This is a genomic window from Chitinophaga sp. G7 BAM 1005, assembly GCF_057126945.1.
The window spans coordinates 5,854,316-5,871,812 of the sequence record NZ_CP181478.1 but is presented as its reverse complement, the minus strand read 5'-3'; the positions used below and the strand labels follow the sequence as shown (position 1 = coordinate 5,871,812).

General features: G+C 45.7%; 12 protein-coding genes and 1 tRNA gene. 9 read left to right on the top strand and 4 right to left on the bottom strand.

Going from position 1 to position 17,497, the window contains the following annotated elements; translation table 11 throughout:
* Positions 1 to 56: 56 nt before the first annotated feature.
* The 8 genes from rpoC to ACMXI2_RS23330 all read left to right on the top strand — a co-directional run bounded on the left by rpoC (position 57) and on the right by ACMXI2_RS23330 (position 10,962).
* Positions 57 to 4,355: a DNA-directed RNA polymerase subunit beta' gene (gene rpoC / locus ACMXI2_RS23365; protein ID WP_483778461.1), complete on the top strand. Its 4,299-nt coding sequence runs from the start codon at positions 57 to 59 to the stop codon at positions 4,353 to 4,355.
* Between the two features lie 98 nt (positions 4,356 to 4,453).
* The gene (locus tag ACMXI2_RS23360) at positions 4,454 to 5,146 is read left to right on the top strand and encodes a DUF4397 domain-containing protein (RefSeq protein ID WP_483778460.1); all 693 of its coding nucleotides are present in this window, start codon (positions 4,454 to 4,456) and stop codon (positions 5,144 to 5,146) included.
* A 132-nt stretch (positions 5,147 to 5,278) separates the two neighbouring features.
* Positions 5,279 to 6,280 (top strand): glycerophosphodiester phosphodiesterase, encoded by a 1,002-nt coding sequence (locus tag ACMXI2_RS23355; RefSeq protein WP_483778459.1) that lies wholly within the window; start codon positions 5,279 to 5,281, stop codon positions 6,278 to 6,280.
* 114 nt (positions 6,281 to 6,394) lie between these two features.
* Positions 6,395 to 7,009: an OmpH/Skp family outer membrane protein gene (locus ACMXI2_RS23350; protein ID WP_079470663.1), complete on the top strand. Its 615-nt coding sequence runs from the start codon at positions 6,395 to 6,397 to the stop codon at positions 7,007 to 7,009.
* A 78-nt stretch (positions 7,010 to 7,087) separates the two neighbouring features.
* Positions 7,088 to 8,521 (top strand): APC family permease, encoded by a 1,434-nt coding sequence (locus ACMXI2_RS23345; RefSeq protein ID WP_483778458.1) that lies wholly within the window; start codon positions 7,088 to 7,090, stop codon positions 8,519 to 8,521.
* A gap of 609 nt (positions 8,522 to 9,130) precedes the next feature.
* Positions 9,131 to 9,736, top strand: a complete 606-nt coding sequence (locus ACMXI2_RS23340) for a DUF4254 domain-containing protein (protein WP_483778457.1) — start codon at positions 9,131 to 9,133, stop codon at positions 9,734 to 9,736.
* A 10-nt stretch (positions 9,737 to 9,746) separates the two neighbouring features.
* Entirely contained in the window at positions 9,747 to 10,784 is a 1,038-nt protein-coding gene (locus ACMXI2_RS23335) for a glycosyltransferase family 9 protein (RefSeq protein ID WP_483778456.1), read from the top strand.
* 104 nt (positions 10,785 to 10,888) lie between these two features.
* Positions 10,889 to 10,962: transfer RNA gene (locus ACMXI2_RS23330), tRNA-Gln, on the top strand.
* Between the two features lie 369 nt (positions 10,963 to 11,331).
* Here the strand turns inward: ACMXI2_RS23330 and ACMXI2_RS23325 are convergent.
* The 3 genes from ACMXI2_RS23325 to ACMXI2_RS23315 form a co-directional block, all read right to left on the bottom strand.
* On the bottom strand, positions 11,332 to 12,168 hold the full coding sequence (locus ACMXI2_RS23325; protein ID WP_483778455.1) for a class I SAM-dependent methyltransferase: 837 nt from the start codon (positions 12,166 to 12,168) through the stop codon (positions 11,332 to 11,334).
* A 133-nt stretch (positions 12,169 to 12,301) separates the two neighbouring features.
* Entirely contained in the window at positions 12,302 to 13,267 is a 966-nt protein-coding gene (locus ACMXI2_RS23320) for an MBL fold metallo-hydrolase (protein WP_483778454.1), read from the bottom strand.
* 86 nt (positions 13,268 to 13,353) lie between these two features.
* Positions 13,354 to 13,923 (bottom strand): Crp/Fnr family transcriptional regulator, encoded by a 570-nt coding sequence (locus ACMXI2_RS23315; protein ID WP_483778453.1) that lies wholly within the window; start codon positions 13,921 to 13,923, stop codon positions 13,354 to 13,356.
* A gap of 166 nt (positions 13,924 to 14,089) precedes the next feature.
* Between ACMXI2_RS23315 and ACMXI2_RS23310 the strand changes: the two genes are divergently transcribed.
* Complete coding sequence (locus ACMXI2_RS23310; RefSeq protein ID WP_483782409.1) at positions 14,090 to 14,683, top strand: TonB-dependent receptor plug domain-containing protein; 594 nt, start codon at positions 14,090 to 14,092, stop codon at positions 14,681 to 14,683.
* Positions 14,684 to 14,943: 260 nt separating this feature from the next.
* Here the strand turns inward: ACMXI2_RS23310 and ACMXI2_RS23305 are convergent, their stop codons facing one another.
* The gene (locus tag ACMXI2_RS23305) at positions 14,944 to 17,406 is read right to left on the bottom strand and encodes an outer membrane protein assembly factor BamB family protein (protein ID WP_483778452.1); all 2,463 of its coding nucleotides are present in this window, start codon (positions 17,404 to 17,406) and stop codon (positions 14,944 to 14,946) included.
* Positions 17,407 to 17,497: the final 91 nt, after the last annotated feature.

The following is a 17,497-nucleotide window of genomic DNA, read 5'->3' as shown; positions in this document are numbered from 1 at the left end:
TAAAATTTTTGTCGCTGGCTTACCACCAACGGCTAACAGCTAAAAGCTAATTACAGATGGCTATCAAAAAAGAAAATCGTCCTAAATCAAATTTTAACAGCATTACCATCAGTCTGGCTTCTCCGGATGTTATCCTGGAGCGTTCATACGGTGAAGTGCTGAAACCTGAAACCATCAACTACCGTACTTACAAGCCGGAACGTGATGGTTTATTCTGCGAAAGGATATTCGGGCCTGTAAAGGATTACGAATGTTATTGCGGAAAATACAAACGTATCCGTTATAAGGGTATTGTGTGTGATCGTTGTGGTGTTGAGGTAACGGAGAAGAAAGTACGTCGTGAAAGAATGGGTCACATTCGTTTAGTGGTACCCGTTGTACATATATGGTATTTCAAATCCCTGCCTAACAAGATCGGTTACCTGCTTGGAATGTCTTCCAAGAAACTGGAAACCATCGTTTACTATGAAAGATACGTAGTAATCCAGGCGGGCATGAAACAGGAGAAAGGCATGAACTACGGTGATTTGCTCACTGAAGAAGAATACCTGGATATCCTGGACACCTTACCAAAAGACAATCAGCTGTTACCGGATGAAGATCCTAACAAGTTTATTGCTAAAATGGGTGCGGAAGCGGTAGAAATGATGCTGGCCCGTATTGATCTGGACAGTCTTTCTTACCAGTTACGTAACCAGGCTGCCACTGAAACTTCCCAGCAACGTAAAGCGGAAGCGCTGAAGCGTTTGAGTGTGGTGGAAGCTTTCCGTGAAGCCAATGGCCGTGTGGAAAACCGTCCTGAATGGATGGTAATGCAATATATTCCTGTGGTACCGCCGGAACTGCGTCCGTTAGTTCCGTTGGATGGTGGCCGTTTTGCGTCTTCCGATCTGAACGACCTTTACCGCAGGGTAATTATCCGTAACAACCGTCTGAAACGTTTGATCGAAATTAAGGCGCCTGAGGTGATCCTTCGTAACGAAAAACGTATGCTGCAGGAAGCAGTGGATTCCCTGTTCGACAACTCCCGTAAATCCAACGCGGTGAAAGCGGAAGGTGGTCGTGCACTGAAATCACTGTCAGACGTACTGAAAGGTAAACAAGGCCGTTTCCGTCAGAACTTACTCGGTAAACGTGTGGATTATTCCGGACGTTCTGTTATCGTGGTAGGACCTGAGCTGAAACTGCACGAGTGTGGTTTACCGAAAGATATGGCGGCTGAGTTATTCAAGCCGTTTATTATCCGTAAGCTGATTGAAAGAGGCATCGTTAAAACCGTGAAATCAGCTAAGAAGCTGGTAGATCGTAAAGAAGCGGTGGTTTGGGATATCCTGGAAAACGTGCTGAAAGGTCACCCGGTTATGTTAAACCGTGCTCCGACCCTGCACCGTTTGTCTATACAGGCTTTCCAGCCTAAGCTGGTGGAAGGTAAAGCGATCCAGTTGCACCCGCTCGTATGTTCTGCGTTCAACGCGGATTTCGATGGTGACCAGATGGCGGTACACGTGCCTTTGAGCAACGCTGCAATCCTGGAAGCCCAACTGCTGATGCTGTCTTCCCATAACATTCTTAACCCGCAGAATGGTACGCCAATTACCCTGCCTTCACAGGACATGGTGCTTGGTTTGTATTATATCACAAAGGGTAAGAAAACAATCGGTGATGTAGTGGTTAGAGGAGAAGGTAAAGCTTTCTACTCTGCTGAAGAAGTAATCATCGCATTGAACGAAGACCGTATCGATCTGCATGCTCACATCCGTGTTAAAGCTGATGTAAGAAATGCAAATGGTGAGCTGGAAAGAAAACTGATCGAAACTACTGTAGGCCGCGTACTGTTTAACCAGCACGTACCTAAAGCAGCTGGTTATGTAAATGCCCTGCTGACCAAGAAATCGCTGCGTGAAATCATCGGTGATATCATTAAAGCAACTGACATTCCAAAAACTGCGAAGTTCCTGGATGACATCAAACAATTAGGTTTCCGCATGGCGTTCCGCGGTGGTCTGTCATTTAACATTAATGACCTGATCATTCCGGATGTTAAGCAGGACATGATTGATGGTGCAGCCGGTGAAGTAGAAGAAGTTTGGGATAACTATAACATGGGTCTGATCACCAACAACGAACGTTATAACCAGATCATTGATATCTGGTCACGTGTGGATACGAAGGTGACAGAAACCCTGATCCGTGAGCTGGCAACAGACAAGCAAGGGTTCAACTCTGTATATATGATGTTGGATTCCGGTGCGCGTGGTTCCAAGCAGCAGATCAAACAGCTGGCTGGTATCAGAGGTCTGATGGCCAAGCCGCGTAAGAGTGGTTCTACCGGTTCCGAGATCATCGAAAACCCGGTATTGTCCAACTTTAAAGATGGTTTGAACGTATTGGAATACTTCATCTCTACGCACGGTGCCCGTAAGGGTCTTGCGGATACGGCGTTGAAAACGGCGGATGCAGGTTACCTGACCCGTCGTCTGGTAGACGTTGCGCAGGATGTGGTAATCAATGAGGAAGATTGCGGTACACTCCGTGGTATTGCTACTTCCGCATTGAAAGATAATGAAGAAGTGATTGAAACACTGTATGACCGTATCCTCGGACGTACTTCCCTGCACGACGTATTTGATCCTCATAATGATGATGAGCTGATCGTTGCTGCCGGTGCTGAGATCACTGAAGAAATTGCACACAGAATTGAAGAAAGCGCCATTGAAACCGTAGAAATCCGCTCCGTGCTGACTTGCGAAAGCCGTCGGGGTGTGTGCGTAAAATGTTACGGTAAAAACCTGGCCAGTGGTTACACTGCACAGAAAGGTGATGCCGTAGGTATCATCGCTGCACAGTCGATCGGTGAGCCTGGTACACAGTTGACGCTGCGTACCTTCCACGTGGGTGGTGTTGCCGGTTCTACTTCTGTTGAATCCGGTTTGCCAGCTAAGTTTGATGGTACTGTTCAATTTGATGGCTTACGTACTACCACTTACGAAAATAACCAGGGTGAAAAAGTACAGATCGTTATCGGTCGTACCGGTGAGTTGCGTATCATGGACGTGAAAAATGACCGTCTGCTGGTAACCAACAACATCCCTTATGGTTCTACCCTGTTGGTGAAAGACGGACAGAAAGTAGTGAAAGGTGATATGCTCTGCACATGGGATCCGTTCAACGCCGTTATCGTGTCTGAAATCCCGGGTACCATTCGTTTCGACAGCATCATTGAAGGTATTACCTTCCGTGAAGAAGCGGACGAACAAACTGGTCACCGTGAGAAAGTGGTAATTGAAACCAAAGACAAGAATAAGATCCCGTCTATCATGGTAGATGGTAATAAAGAGGTGAAATCATACAACTTACCGGTAGGTTCCCACATCGTTATCTCTGAAGGAGATAAGGTGAGAGCTGGTCAGGTAATCGTGAAGATCCCTCGTATTATCGGTAAACTGAGAGATATCACGGGTGGTCTGCCACGTGTAACTGAGCTCTTTGAAGCGCGTAACCCAAGCAACCCTGCCATCGTTTCTGAAATTGACGGTGTGGTAGCTTTTGGTAACATCAAACGTGGTAACCGCGAAATCATCATTGAAAGCCGTGAAGGCCAGGTGAAGAAATACCTGGTGCCGTTAACACGTCATATCCTGGTTCAGGACGGTGACTTTGTGAAGGCCGGTACTTCGCTCTCCGATGGCTCTACTACTCCTGCAGACATCCTGTCTATCAAAGGACCGTTTGCTGTACAGGAATACCTGGTAAATGAAATCCAGGAAGTATACCGTTTACAGGGTGTGAAGATCAATGATAAACACATCGAGGTGATTGTTCGCCAGATGATGCGTAAAGTAAACATCGAAGATCCGGGTGATACCCGCTTCCTCGAAGGTGATACTGAAGACAGGTTTGATTTCTTCGAAGAAAACGATATGATCTTCGATAAGAAGGTAGTAACTGAAGCCGGTGAATCTGCTAACCTGAAAGCAGGTCAGATAGTAACACTGCGCCAGGTTCGTGAAGAAAACTCCCTGTTGCGTCGTGCAGATAAGAAACTGGTAGAATACCGCGATGCACAGCCGGCTACTTCCAGTCCGCTCCTGCAGGGTATTACGAAGGCGTCTCTCGGTACCCGTAGCTGGATCTCTGCTGCTTCGTTCCAGGAAACCACGAAGGTATTGTCACAGGCTGCTATCAACGGTAAAACCGATGATATGATGGGTCTGAAGGAGAATGTGATCACAGGTCACCTGATCCCTGCCGGTACTGGTTTACGTGAGTTTGAAAACATGATCGTAGGTTCTAAAGAAGAATACGACATCCTGGCCTCTTCTAAAGAAGTGTTCCAGTTTGACGAAGAAGAATAGTATTATACAGATATTAAAACAAGAAGCGCTTGCCCCAAAGGCAGGCGCTTTTTGTTTTAATATTACTACATTTGAGTCCGTAAAAAGAAACGGATTTCATGAAACACCTGATCATTCCTGTTTTAGTATTGTTGGTGATACTGGGCGCCTGTAAGAAGAACAGTGACAGCGCGGTACCAGATACCCACGGTAACTTTTTGTTTGTAAATGCAGCGCCTGACGATGATCAGTTTAACGTGATGCTGGATACCTTCACTGTTGCCACCAACGTAGGTTATGGCGCCAATACGGGATATAAATCTTTCCGGGCACAGAAGTACAACCTGATCATTACTGAAAGCAGGCAGCCAGGTGTGGCAGTATACCAGGGGCAGATCTTTCTGCGTAACAACCGCTATTATTCTGCTTATGTGGGCGCCGACAGTGCCGGCGCAAAAACACTGATCGTTACGGAAGATGACCTGGCCGCCCCGGTTGCAGGCCAGTCTAAATTCAGGGTGATTAATTTTGCCCAGGCGTTCAGGCCAAACCGCACCCCGCTTGGTATTGATGTTTATTCCGACACATTTCCGCGCTTTTTCAGGGGGCTCACGTTTCCGGCGTTAACTACCTTTGCGCCGCTTTCCGGCGACAGCGCCCATTATAAGATCAATTTCCGATGGTCAGATTCCTCCAGAGTGCTGAAAACCTTCGACATGGCTACCCAGGCGGGTAAAATATATACGCTTATCAGTAACGGGTATCCGCTGGATCCTGCCAGATTCAATGTGTTGCTGATACAGCATAATTAAAGCGATCGCTTCTTAAAGCTTTATAGTAATTTAACGTAGTGTTTTTCCAACCGGGAAGTGGAAATGAATAAATTGCGCGCTATTTTAGCCACAAACGCGGATCACATGAACAATTGCAAAAAAATATTTCTGATGGCAGGAATAACCTTGATGGGTACCGCAGCAGCGGCACAACAGGCCAACGCTACTTACCTGGATGCCTATACGATTCCCGTTCAGCAAAAGAACGCGGTCATTGGTAAGATCTATAACAGGAACGGGCAGCTGTCGGCCGGTACGTTGCTGGAGGACAAGTCAGGGTTATTTACAGTCAGCGGTCATGAACTTAAACTGAAAAAGAAAGCCACGGTAAGCAGGGAAGGTGATTTTAAGTATCCGGTCCGTATTAAGGCGGGAACGGACACTGCTGAATTCCTGCTGGTAGCGGACGATTTTATCCGTAATAAAGTAGTGGCCCATCGAGGTGCATGGAAGCACCAGGCGGGTAGCCAGAACAGCGTTACTTCCCTGAAAGACGCGATGAAGCTGGGTTGTGAAGGATCGGAATTTGATGTTTGGTTATCGTCAGATAATGAGCTGGTAATTTCACATGATCCGGAGATAGGGGGGAAGAAGGTAGAAGAGAGCAGCCTGGCGGATTTGCAGACCGTTCAGCTGAAGAACGGGGACCGGGTTCCAACGCTGGAGGAGTTTATTGATATAATCCAGCAACAGCACCGCACGCGGCTGGTACTGGAGTTGAAGCCTTCCCGCACCGGCAGGGGCGATTTACTGGCCACCAAAGCAGTAGCGATGGTACAGGCTAAGAAGGCCCAGGCGTGGATGTTTTACATCAGCTTCGATTACAACATCTGCAAAAAAATAAAAGAGCTTGATCCCGCGGCAAAAATAGCCTATCTCAATGGGGATAAAACACCGGCGCAGCTGCAGGCGGATGGTATATGGGGATTGGATTACAACCAGCAGGTGTTTAAAAATGATCCGCAGCTGATTGCCACCGCGAAGCAACACAAAGTAACTACCAATGCGTGGACAATTGATAGTCCGGAAATAATGGACGATTTATTGAAAAACGGGGTGGACTATATTACCACCAATGAGCCGGAGATCCTGTTGGAGAAGGTGAAGCAATAATATTCGTTAAAACCTAGCTAAAAAAATGGATGGGAATATGAAAATCCATTAAAAACCTTATTTTAGCCGTTCCATTTTTCAAATGTACTAAAAGAAGCAAATCCACCTATTAACATGCGCACTTGTAAACAATTAGTGACTAAAGGATTATTAGCGGCATTTTCAGCCGGTTTATTGATGTCTTGCCAGGGAAATAAAGCTGGTAACAGTGCACCAGCTGCATCAAGTGCGGCAAACAGCGGTACTCCGGCTGCGGGTAGTTTTAAAATTGCTTATGTAGACCTGGATTCACTGGAAGCGCATTTTGAGTATTTCAAGGAAAAAAGAGGCTTATTGGAGCAGAAGCAGCAGCAGATGGATAACCAGCTGAAAGGCAAGGCCCGTGCATTGCAGAGTGAGTATGAAGATCTGCAGCGCAGAGCTTCTACACTTACCCAGGAACAGGGAGAGGCAGCGCAACGTAGCCTGATGTCTAAACAACAGCAGTTAGAGCAGGAAGCGCAGAACCTGCGTGCTACTTATACTGAGCAGGAGACTAAGTTTAATGAAGAATTGCAGAAAAGACTGGATGATTTCCTGAAATCATTTAATGCCGACAAACGTTTTGCATATATATTCTCTTATCGCAGTACTGCCAGCAACATCCTGTATAAAGATCCGGCTTACGATGTAACCCCGGACGTTATCAAAGGAATGAATGATAACAGCGCGGCAACTCCTGCTAAATAAGCGGATAAACCATCAGAAATTTTTTCTACCTTATAGTCCCGGTTCCCTTATGAACCGGGATTTTTTATAAATATCAATATGGAAATCAACCAAACTAAATCATTCAAGCCATCCCTGGGCTTATTGGACGCTACTATGATCGTTGCCGGATCTATGATAGGTTCCGGGATCTTTATTGTAACAGCGGAAATTGCCCGTAGCGTGGGCGGCGCAGGCTGGATCACCGCTATGTGGGTGCTGGCAGGTATTGTTACGCTGATTGCCGCAATGAGTTACGGCGAATTATCCGGGATGTTTCCCAAAGCCGGCGGCCAGTATGTATATCTCCGGGAAGCCTACAATCCATTTATCGCCTTTTTATTTGGCTGGACGCAGTTTGGCGTTATTCAGACTGGTACCATTGCCGCTGTGGCAGTAGCTTTTGCCAAGTTTACCGCTTACCTGATCCCGGGTTTCAGTGAGAAGAATATTTTACTGGATGCGGGTATCGTGCAGATTTCTGCGGCGCAGATAGTGGCCATCGTGTCTATCATCTTACTAACATTTATTAACACACGCGGTGTACACCACGGTAAGCTGATACAAACCGTATTTACAATGGCGAAGCTGTTGTCTTTATTCGGGCTCATTATTTTCGGGTTGCTGTTTGGCGCAAAATCTGAGATCTGGCAGGCCAACTGGCAGCACGCCTGGGACGCTGCTGCCGTGTCTTCACAGAATGGTACCGTGGTAACAGCTGCCTTATCGGGGCTGGCGTTATTTGGCGCCATTGCCGTTTCCATGAAAGGGTCGCTGTTTTCCAGTGATGCCTGGAACAACGTAACCTTCATTGCGGGGGAGATCAAAAATCCTTCTAAGAATATTGGCCGTTCCCTTTTCCTCGGAACACTGATCGTAACCATCATTTATGTGAGCTGTAACCTGATGTACTTAGCCGTGCTGCCGCTGAATGAAATTGCATTTGCCGCCAACGATAGGGTAGCAGTGGCGGTAACTGAAAAGATCTTTGGTTCCAGTGGCGCTATTATTATTGCGGTGATGATCATGATCTCCACTTTTGGTTGTAATAACGGGTTGATCTTATCAGGTGCGCGGATTTATTACACGATGGCAGAAGATAAGTTGTTCTTTAAAAAAGCGGGTGAGCTAAATAAGCACAGCGTACCTGGTTATGGTTTGTGGATTCAGTGTGCATGGGCTTCCATGCTTTGTTTGACCGGCAGGTACAATGATTTACTGGCATTGGTAATTTTCGGTGTACTGATATTTTATGTGTTAACGATCCTGGGAATTTTTATTTTAAGAAAGAAGCGTCCGGAGATAGAAAGACCCTATAAGGCTTTTGGATATCCGGTGTTGCCGATGATCTACATCATAGTGGCATTATCGCTGGCGGCGCTGCTGCTGGTGTTTGAAACCAACTATACTTTACCCGGACTGGGCATTATTTTATTAGGTATTCCTCTTTATTATCTTACCAAGATTAAGCGTCCGGGCACGAAAGAGAGCTAATTTGGACAAAAAAAAGCCGTAATTACCACAAACGTTGTATGAAAAAAGGGGGCCACTGCAGTGCGAAATGCAGTGGCCCCTTTTAATTTGCACTAAGACACACGGACATAAAGATGTCCACCTTTAAACCCTGATTATTTAGAAAACCCGGTACTATTTGAGAATAATTAAACAATTAAAGTTGTCAACATAAACAGAGGAATCCCATAAAAAGTAGTGGTGAGAGGCCACTCCAGGTTTATGAAAAATAACGTCTGTGATCCTGGCCCTGTAATTAGTGATCTGGTATTTTGTTAACAGCTATAGCATTTTAGAACACCCTCAATAAAACGTTTAGCCATTAGAGTGATTGATTTTTACTGCATTCAAAAAATATTCAAAAACAAACAATCATAAAAATATTATTGCCAACATATGGTGTGATTACATCATTTCAGGGTAAAAAGGAAAATAAGGTGGTATAACCTTGACGGCATCTCAACCCCAAGATAACCATTGAAAGCCTTCACGATTTGCATTCTCGAACATTCACATGACAATCTTTTACAATAAGCGTATGGTCTCTACCATGCGCTTCTTTTTTGTCGCCAGCCTTTGTACATTTGCGCCATGTTTACACAATTGTGCAATAAGATATTTAACCAGAGTATCGTGGCCTACCATGAGCACAACGATGTGCATCAGGCCATTTCCAATCCCTATGAAAAGAGCAGCATTGAACACCTGCTTTTCCTGAAAAACTGGATAGACACGGTGCAGTGGCACCTGGAGGATATTATCCGCGATCCGAAGATTGACCCGGTAGAAGCATTGGGTATTAAGCGTTGGATAGACCGTTCCAACCAGGAGCGTACCGACGTGGTGGAGTACATCGATAGTTATTTCCTGGAAAAGTACGGCAAAACCACGCCTGCTGCGGATGCAGGGATTAATACCGAGAGTCCTGCCTGGGCAATAGACCGTTTGTCTATTTTAGCCCTGAAAATTTATCACATGCAGGAAGAGGCCACCCGCGCGGATGCTACACCTGAGCACCGTGCAGCGTGCCAGCGTAAGCTGGATATCCTGCTGGAGCAGCAACAGGACCTGAGTACCGCTATTGAGACGCTGCTGGCGGATATTGCCGCCGGTAAAAAGTTTATGAAGGTATACAAGCAAATGAAGATGTATAATGATCCTTCCCTGAACCCGGTTCTATACAAAAACGAAAAATAAATCTTCTTACTTGGGCACAGTTAAAACGATATTGGTTACCCGGTTGTCTGCTATGGGCGATGTAGCCATGACCATTCCTGTGATGAAGCAGGTGCTGGATGAAAATCCGGAAGTGGAGATTGTTTTTGTGACCAACCGGAACTGGGGCGCTTTGTGCGCGGGGATTCCGCGGCTCACTTTTTTCCCGGCGGATGTAAAAGGCATCCACAAAGGAGTAAAGGGATTATATCGCCTGTTCCGGGAAGTAAAAAAGGAATACCGGATTGCCGCGGTGGCAGACCTGCATAATGTGCTCAGGTCGCAGATCATCCGCACTTTTTTCCGTTTGAGCGGTACGTCCGTGGCGGCCATTGATAAAGGCCGCGCAGAAAAGAAAGCACTGACCCGGAAGGAAAATAAGGTATTGCAGCCGCTTACCAGTACAATAGAGCGGTATGCGAAAGTATTCCGGCAACTGGGTCTTCGCTGTGAAATGGGCCGCAAACCCGTTTTTCAGCCCCGTGTGTTGCCCGGAACGGTTACTGCGGCAACTGGTTCGAAACAAGGGAAAAAATGGGTAGGATTGGCTCCTTTTGCCACTTACCGGGAGAAAATGTACCCTTTGGAGCAAATGGCGGCTGTTTTAGGCATGCTGGCGCAGGAACCGGGGCTACAGCTATTTCTTTTGGGTGGAAAGCAGGAGGTAGCATTGCTTACACAGCTGGCTGCCCAATATCCGCAGGTAATTGTGGCGGCAGGGCGTTTTTCCCTGGAGGAGGAAATGGCCATCATCAGCCAGCTGGATGTGATGATTAGCATGGATTCGGCCAATATGCACCTGGCTTCCCTGTTTGGGGTGCCGGTGGTATCTGTTTGGGGCGCTACCCATCCTTTTGCAGGATTTATGGGGTATGCACAGTCGCCCGAAAATGCCATCCAGATCGCTGATCTGCCTTGCCGGCCTTGTTCTGTATTTGGCAACAAACCCTGCTTCAGAGGGGATTACGCCTGTATGGAGTGGATAAAACCGGCACAGATAGCGGAAAAAGTGAATGAGATAGTTTTATAAGTCTTTGCTGTAAAGGATTCCGAAGGATATTTTAAAAATATTGCAAGTTTTTTTTGCAGAAATAAAAAAAGTTATACTTTTGCCATCCCAAACAATAAGGGTATTGCCCAATAGTATAATGGTAGTACGACAGATTTTGGTTCTGTTTGTCTAGGTTCGAATCCTGGTTGGGCAACCACTTGAAGCCGAAACTTTTGAAAAAGTTTCGGCTTTTTTATTTCTGCAGAATATTAAGTCGACTTTAAAACGTAAAAGCACCCCCTGCCTGTAAAACGGTTACATCCTCTATCCTGGCCAGATAATAAGTCAAACCCGGGAAATACTGGTTGGAACAACCGCGCCACAGTAAAAGAATTAGTTTCCCGTATTGTTTAATTCCTAAATTCTGAATGTATGTCTTTCATCCAGGAAAACACTACAAAAATACTACTGTGCACTTTAATGCTTGCCGCCAGCATTGTTTTTTGTGGTTGTAAAAAAGAAGGCCCGGGAATAGATAATAATTCGGGATAACCCATCTGATATTTTGGACGGGAGCTTTTATTTGCTATCCTTCTTTTTTACATTTTATAATTATAAACCTGAAAGCAGGCTTATCCGGCATCACCTTATTAGGTTCATCAATTTCAAAGAAATCCACCAATCCATATTTCCCAAACTCTTCTTTTACAGATTCCTCGTCATAGAAAAATATTTTGGCTCCTTTCGTGGCTTCAAAGCGGTCTTTGCCTACTTGTTTGCCCATTCCATAGTTGGGCGATTGCTTTGAGATGACAGAGAAGAACAGGTGCCCGTTAGGTTGCAATTGAGCATAACAGTCACGGATAAACTTTTTCCGTTCTTCTGTATCCAACAGGTAAATTAATCCATAGCTAAAGATGCCATCATACAAATGATGATCAAATGGCATGGCTGTTACTGAGCCATGATAGATTTTCATTTTATCTCCATAATGGCTTCCCGCCAGGTCAATAGCTGTTTTTGAGATTTCAATGCCGGTTACTTTTATGCCATTGTCTACAAATAATTTTGCATTTCTGCCATATCCGATACCGGGGATCAATATATCTTTAATTCCTTCTTTTATAAAAAAATCCTTTGCTAAAATGGTGGATTCAGCGGGTTCAAATCCCCACATTGTTTGTTTTTCAATAAAACTGGATTCCCAGAAAAGCCCGGCTTCGTCCGTCGTTATAGCACATTCAAATCCCAGTTCCCTGATAGTTGAGATGATCTTGTTTGTATGGATTACGGGCGCCTCCACACGGATTATTTTATCGTCATTACCCGGGTCGAAGGTAATGTCTGCATCCGGAAAAATATTTGCAAGCGTCTTTAGTACTTGTTCTGCCTCCCGGATATTTGTTTTGAATATTTCAATCATGATAAAGCATTTCTTTAGGAATAAAGATACGCATTAATTTATAAATGCAACAATGTTGCACTATTGAATTGAAGCATTAAACTATCGGAACAGATGGCTTAATGCTTCAATTTTCTTCCCTGTTAAAAACAATTTAATTAATGGAATAATTGGCTGGTAGCCATTGATAATGCTGCGCATCACCGCGTAAATGGCCAATTCCCGGAAAGGAAAGATGAGGCGCTGCAATCCAGTAACCAGTTTTAACTGCATCCTCAAAAGCTTTATGACGCTCATCAGCCGCAGCGGATAAATCGACATCAAAATCAATTGTTACCGAAGGGTCGGCGAATTGAACCGCACCAGCATGAATCATATCTCCCCAAAAAACCAGCTTTTGTCCTTTACTCTCCAGTGCATAGCAGCTATGCCCAGGAGTATGGCCCGGTGAACTGAGAGATGAAATGCCCGGAAAAAGTTGGGTACCCGGATCATACACCTTTACCTTACCTGCCTTTTGATAGGGTATCATGGCGGATTGTGCGGGATCGAAGAATGGTTGCGCCCTTTTATTGGCGGTTTTCTTGTTGGCAGCAGTTAACCAAAACTCAGCTTCCGGCTTGCTGACATATATGGTGGCATTAGGAAATGCGATTTTATCTCCGTTTATCAGGCCACCTACATGGTCTGCGTGAAGATGTGTCAGCAATATTGCACTAACATCTTCCGGGTGAAAACCGGCGGCAACAAGGTTTTTCTTTAATTTTCCCAGGGTTGGCCCCATGAAACTGCCACATCCTGCATCGATTAGTATCAGTTGATTGTTCGCCCTCACCAGGTAAGCCGTTATGGAGGTTTCAACTGTAGTGTCAAGGTAGTTTTGATGAAGCAGGTCCAGCACCTCGCCTTTTTGGGTTTCATGCAGCAACGCTGTAAGATTCAACGGAATCGTTCCATCAGACAATGCGATCACCTGGAAATCGCCCAGCTGCATGGAATAGAACCCTGACTGGGCGGGCAGTTTGTGAGCTGCCGGTTGTGATCTTACAGAAAGTAATCCGTTCAACAGCAGTAATAATACGAATGTCCCTCTCAGGGAAAATAAATGTAGAGATTTCATCTTTAATAAATTATTCTACAAAATTCCCATACTTATTTTCCATCCGGGAACGCATTTATCACTTTAAAAATGTGATAAATCTGCCATTATTTCCGGTATAAACGGCTTATGGTTTCCCTTGAAACTCCCAGGTAAGAAGCTATAACGGCTTTTGGTACGCGGCTATACAAGTTCGGATATTGGGTAACAAAATTCTCAAACCTTTCTTTTGTACTACCCATAATCATTAACTGTAGCCTTTTTTGTAGCGCAACATATCCAAGACTTGTTTTTACTGCTACATAATGTTCATACTTCCACATCTCACGGCCTAATTTTTCCCGGTTTTCATAACTCAGTCCCAAAAGCTCACAATCTTCTATACATTCAATAGCAGTAGTTGCGGCAGTTTGCTTTAAAAAAGCCTCCCGTTCCGATATCCACCAATTCTCTGCTGCGAATTGATAGGTGAATTCCTTGCCAGTGTCGGCATCCGTAATATAGGACCGCAAACATCCCTTTAGTACAAAATGCTCGTGTTTTACCCAATCGCCCTCTCTTACCAGCAACCTGTATTTTTTGAGCTTTAAAGGAGTAAAGTGTGATAGAATATATTCAAATTCTTCGTCTGTCAGCTTACAGACCGTTTCTATATGCGTTCTTAATGGATGTAGCATAAATCAAAAGTAAAGAATAGCCCTGTTCCCCGCGCGGGTTTTTTCTATGGCCGCAAACCACCCTGCCAATGCGGAAGTTCGCCCGCCCGAAAACTTTTTTTGAGCAGCGCTTGCGTTTTCCAAAACCAGGCTGTATATTTGTCTACAATAATAGTAGACTAATAGAATTTACCACCACCAGAGTCTTTGTCCCCACCATACAAAGCAAATCGGAGTATTCACGCTGGCAGATGCTGCTGGAACATACCAGTTAAGCCTGTTGAAATTACCGCAAACCATCATCGTTACATTTATTGGATATCAGTCGCAGGAAGTATTGATTACAAAGGATGACCTGAACAAAGTAGTAAAACTGGAACAACAGCAGGCGTTATCTGAAGTAGTGGTAACAGCGGTTGGTATCAGGAGTGCAACGCGATCACTTGGTTATAGTGTGGGAGAAGTAAAAGCAGCTGCATTGAAAGATAGCCGCGAACCTAACATAGTGGCGGCACTCAGCGGAAAGGTAGCTGGTGTACAGATCAATAATTCCGGTGGCTCCCCTGGTGGATCATCTACTATAAAAATCAGGGGAAACAGTTCCCTGCTGGGCAGCAATGCCCCGCTATTTATTTTGGATGGCGTACCGGTAGATGACTCTATTCAGGTATTCTTCCTGTGTCGAATAGCGTTTCGCTGGCCACACCATCCAACAGGGCCATTGATATTAACAGCGCAGACACTGCATCTTTCGCTTCTCCGGGTGTTTTGGGGAAGCTGAGGGCCACCTAGTAGATCTGGTTCCAGTGACTGTTAAATACCTGCCTGTAGACAAGTTCATCTCCTGCTGCTATCTGTAAAAGAAGCGCCTTCTCGTTATATGTTTGGTTGATTGGCAATTGCTTTCCGTATTCCTCTTCTGCTGCAAACTATAATAAAAAATTTAAAAAAGGGAAGCAATATTCGTAGAGAAATAATTTGTTATATAAAAGAGGATATCTCTTCAACGGAGATATCCTCTTTTATGCAAGATAGGTGTTCTTATAAACGGAACGCATTTACATTTCCTGAAAAATCTGCTACGTACAGCATGCCGTTATACACGGCCATATCGGCTAATACGGGCGCGCCGGTATTGAAGCGGCTGATCATTTTCCCGGTGGCCAGGTCGATCACATATACATACCCGTCAGACGCGCCAGCAATGAGGCGGTTGCCGGCCAGTAAAGGTGTGGATTCGATAGTAGCGGAGGAAGGAGAAGAATAAGGTGCTGAATAAAACAGGGCTTCACCCGGTACAAAACGCCACTGCTCTTTTTTTGTTCTTTTATCGAAGGCCAGCATACCACCGGAGGCAGTACACGTAATGATATACTGATTGGTGACCAGCGGCGTTGTCATGGTTTTGAGTTCTTCCGTAACGGGGATGCTGTCAATTGTTTTCCCGGTAGCCGGGTCCAGGATGTGGAGTTTATTGATACCGTGTACATACAATAAATTATCAAAGAATGCCGGTGTGCCGCTGCGGAAGCGGATCCCTTCATCGCTGCGTTTCCATTGTAATTTCCCGGTGGCAGCGTTGTGGGCAAACAGGTGGTTCCAGTTAGAGGAGGTGATGAGCTGCCCGTTGTGGATAGCCATTGCGGCGGGAGTGCCTTCGCCGCCGGTCCAGTCGTGGTTCGTCCATTTCACCTGCCCGGTACGGATATCCAGGGCTTGTAAATAATTGCCTGCGCCGGTATAATAAATGCCATCATAGATAGCGCCAGCCGAATTATAGGCGGGCAGGTTTTTCAGATCGCCGGTGTGTTTCCATTGCAATTTCCCGGTAGCGGCATCGAGGGCGTAGGTAACGCCTTCCGCATCGGTAGCCAGCAACAGGTCATTGTGGTAGCTGATGCTGTGTTTAATGGAGTTGCCGGTGGGGAATTGCCACAATTGTTTGCCGGTTTGTGCATCCAGCGCGGTGATGCTGCTATGATGATTACCTTCATCATCAATAGTGCCTGCGAATATTTTGCCTGCTGCGCATATGGGAGATGATTTCCATATATTACCTCCCAGGTTTGCGGTCCAGTTTAAATGCAGTGGTCCGGCGGTGGGTATACCGGTAACGCCTGTACGTTGTATGTTCTGTAATGCTTGCGGCCAATCGGTGGAGCTGTTGCTGTTTTTTATGGGCGTACTTTTTACCAGCGTAAAAGTATCCCTGCGGAACAATACCCTGCCGGTGCTTAATGTAGCTTCTAACGTGGAGGTATATACGCTATTTAACCATGCGGCGGGAATGGTGGTAGTAGCAAACCAGTTCCAGTCGGAGCGGGGTTGCAGCGGCACCTGCTTCACGAGGTTTCCTTTTTTATCGAATAAGCTGAACAGTACTTTATTTACCGGGGAAGCAGTGTGATAGGCATTTGCGCTGATCACCATTTTATCCTGGTCGAATGCAATGCCTGCTGCAGAGGGGGATACGGATACCAGTTGATCATGTACATAGGTATAACGTCGTTGCACAAACGAAAGTCCGTTTTTACCCACACCGATTATATCGAAGTTGGACGCGGAGTTGTCTATACCGCCGTCGGGAGGCGGCGCTGCGCAGAGGGAGCGGATGCCGGTGTTGCCGTGGGTACGCGCAAAGTTGATATGCCAGTGGCCATAGATCCAGGCTTTGAGGTGATGTTCGTTGAGATTGATGCTATCGTTTTTTGAACGGATGGTAAACAGCGTATCATAAGTGAGCAGATCGTGATTGAATATAATCACGGGCTTTTCAGGCGCCGTGTTGGCAAGATCATTTTTTAGCCATTGTATTACGTCATCTACGGTATAGGAGGGTTGATAATCGCCGTTGCGCATGGGCGTTACAATGAAGTGCGCGGGGCCGGCATCAAAGGAGTAGAACACCGGGCCAAACAGGGATTCGTACAATGCTTCGCCGTATGGACCTTTTACGAGGTCATGATTGCCGATGCAGTAATATACGGGTATTCCCATTGTGCGCGTATTGATGTATTGCGCGTGGAATGCCATACCTTTTTCGTAGCAGATATCGCCGGTATGGATCATGAAATCAGCGTTTTCATTATGTGCATATTCTTTTGCATCGGTGATCCAGTTGTTGAACTGGTAGGTTTCTGTATCGGTGAGCCGTACAAATTTTGCGGCGGCGGCCGTGGCTTTAGTCACGGGCTGTATACCAAAGTTGTAGGTGGACACGATACTATCAGTATGAATATAGAATGCTTTGGTGAACCGGTATCCGGCGGGTGTGGTGATAAATATAAATCTTGTTTTGGCGTGACCGGGGAGGTGATAGTTACCGTTGATATCGGTGATGGCTATGTGTAGTCCGTCGGATACGCGTACTCCTGCAAGTCCTTTTTCCGCGTTGCTGGCTTTGCCGTCGGCATTGTCGTCTATAAATACCTGCCCGGAGAATCCCTGTGCCATCAGCGTTTGCAGGCTGCAGGCGATGAGGAGGGTTAAGAGTAATTTCTTCATGAATGGGTTTGTTTTATAAGCATGATTGCGGGACTAAAAAAGGATTACCATGATCTGTGTTTTTTGCAGAGAATGATATCATTGCAAAAAC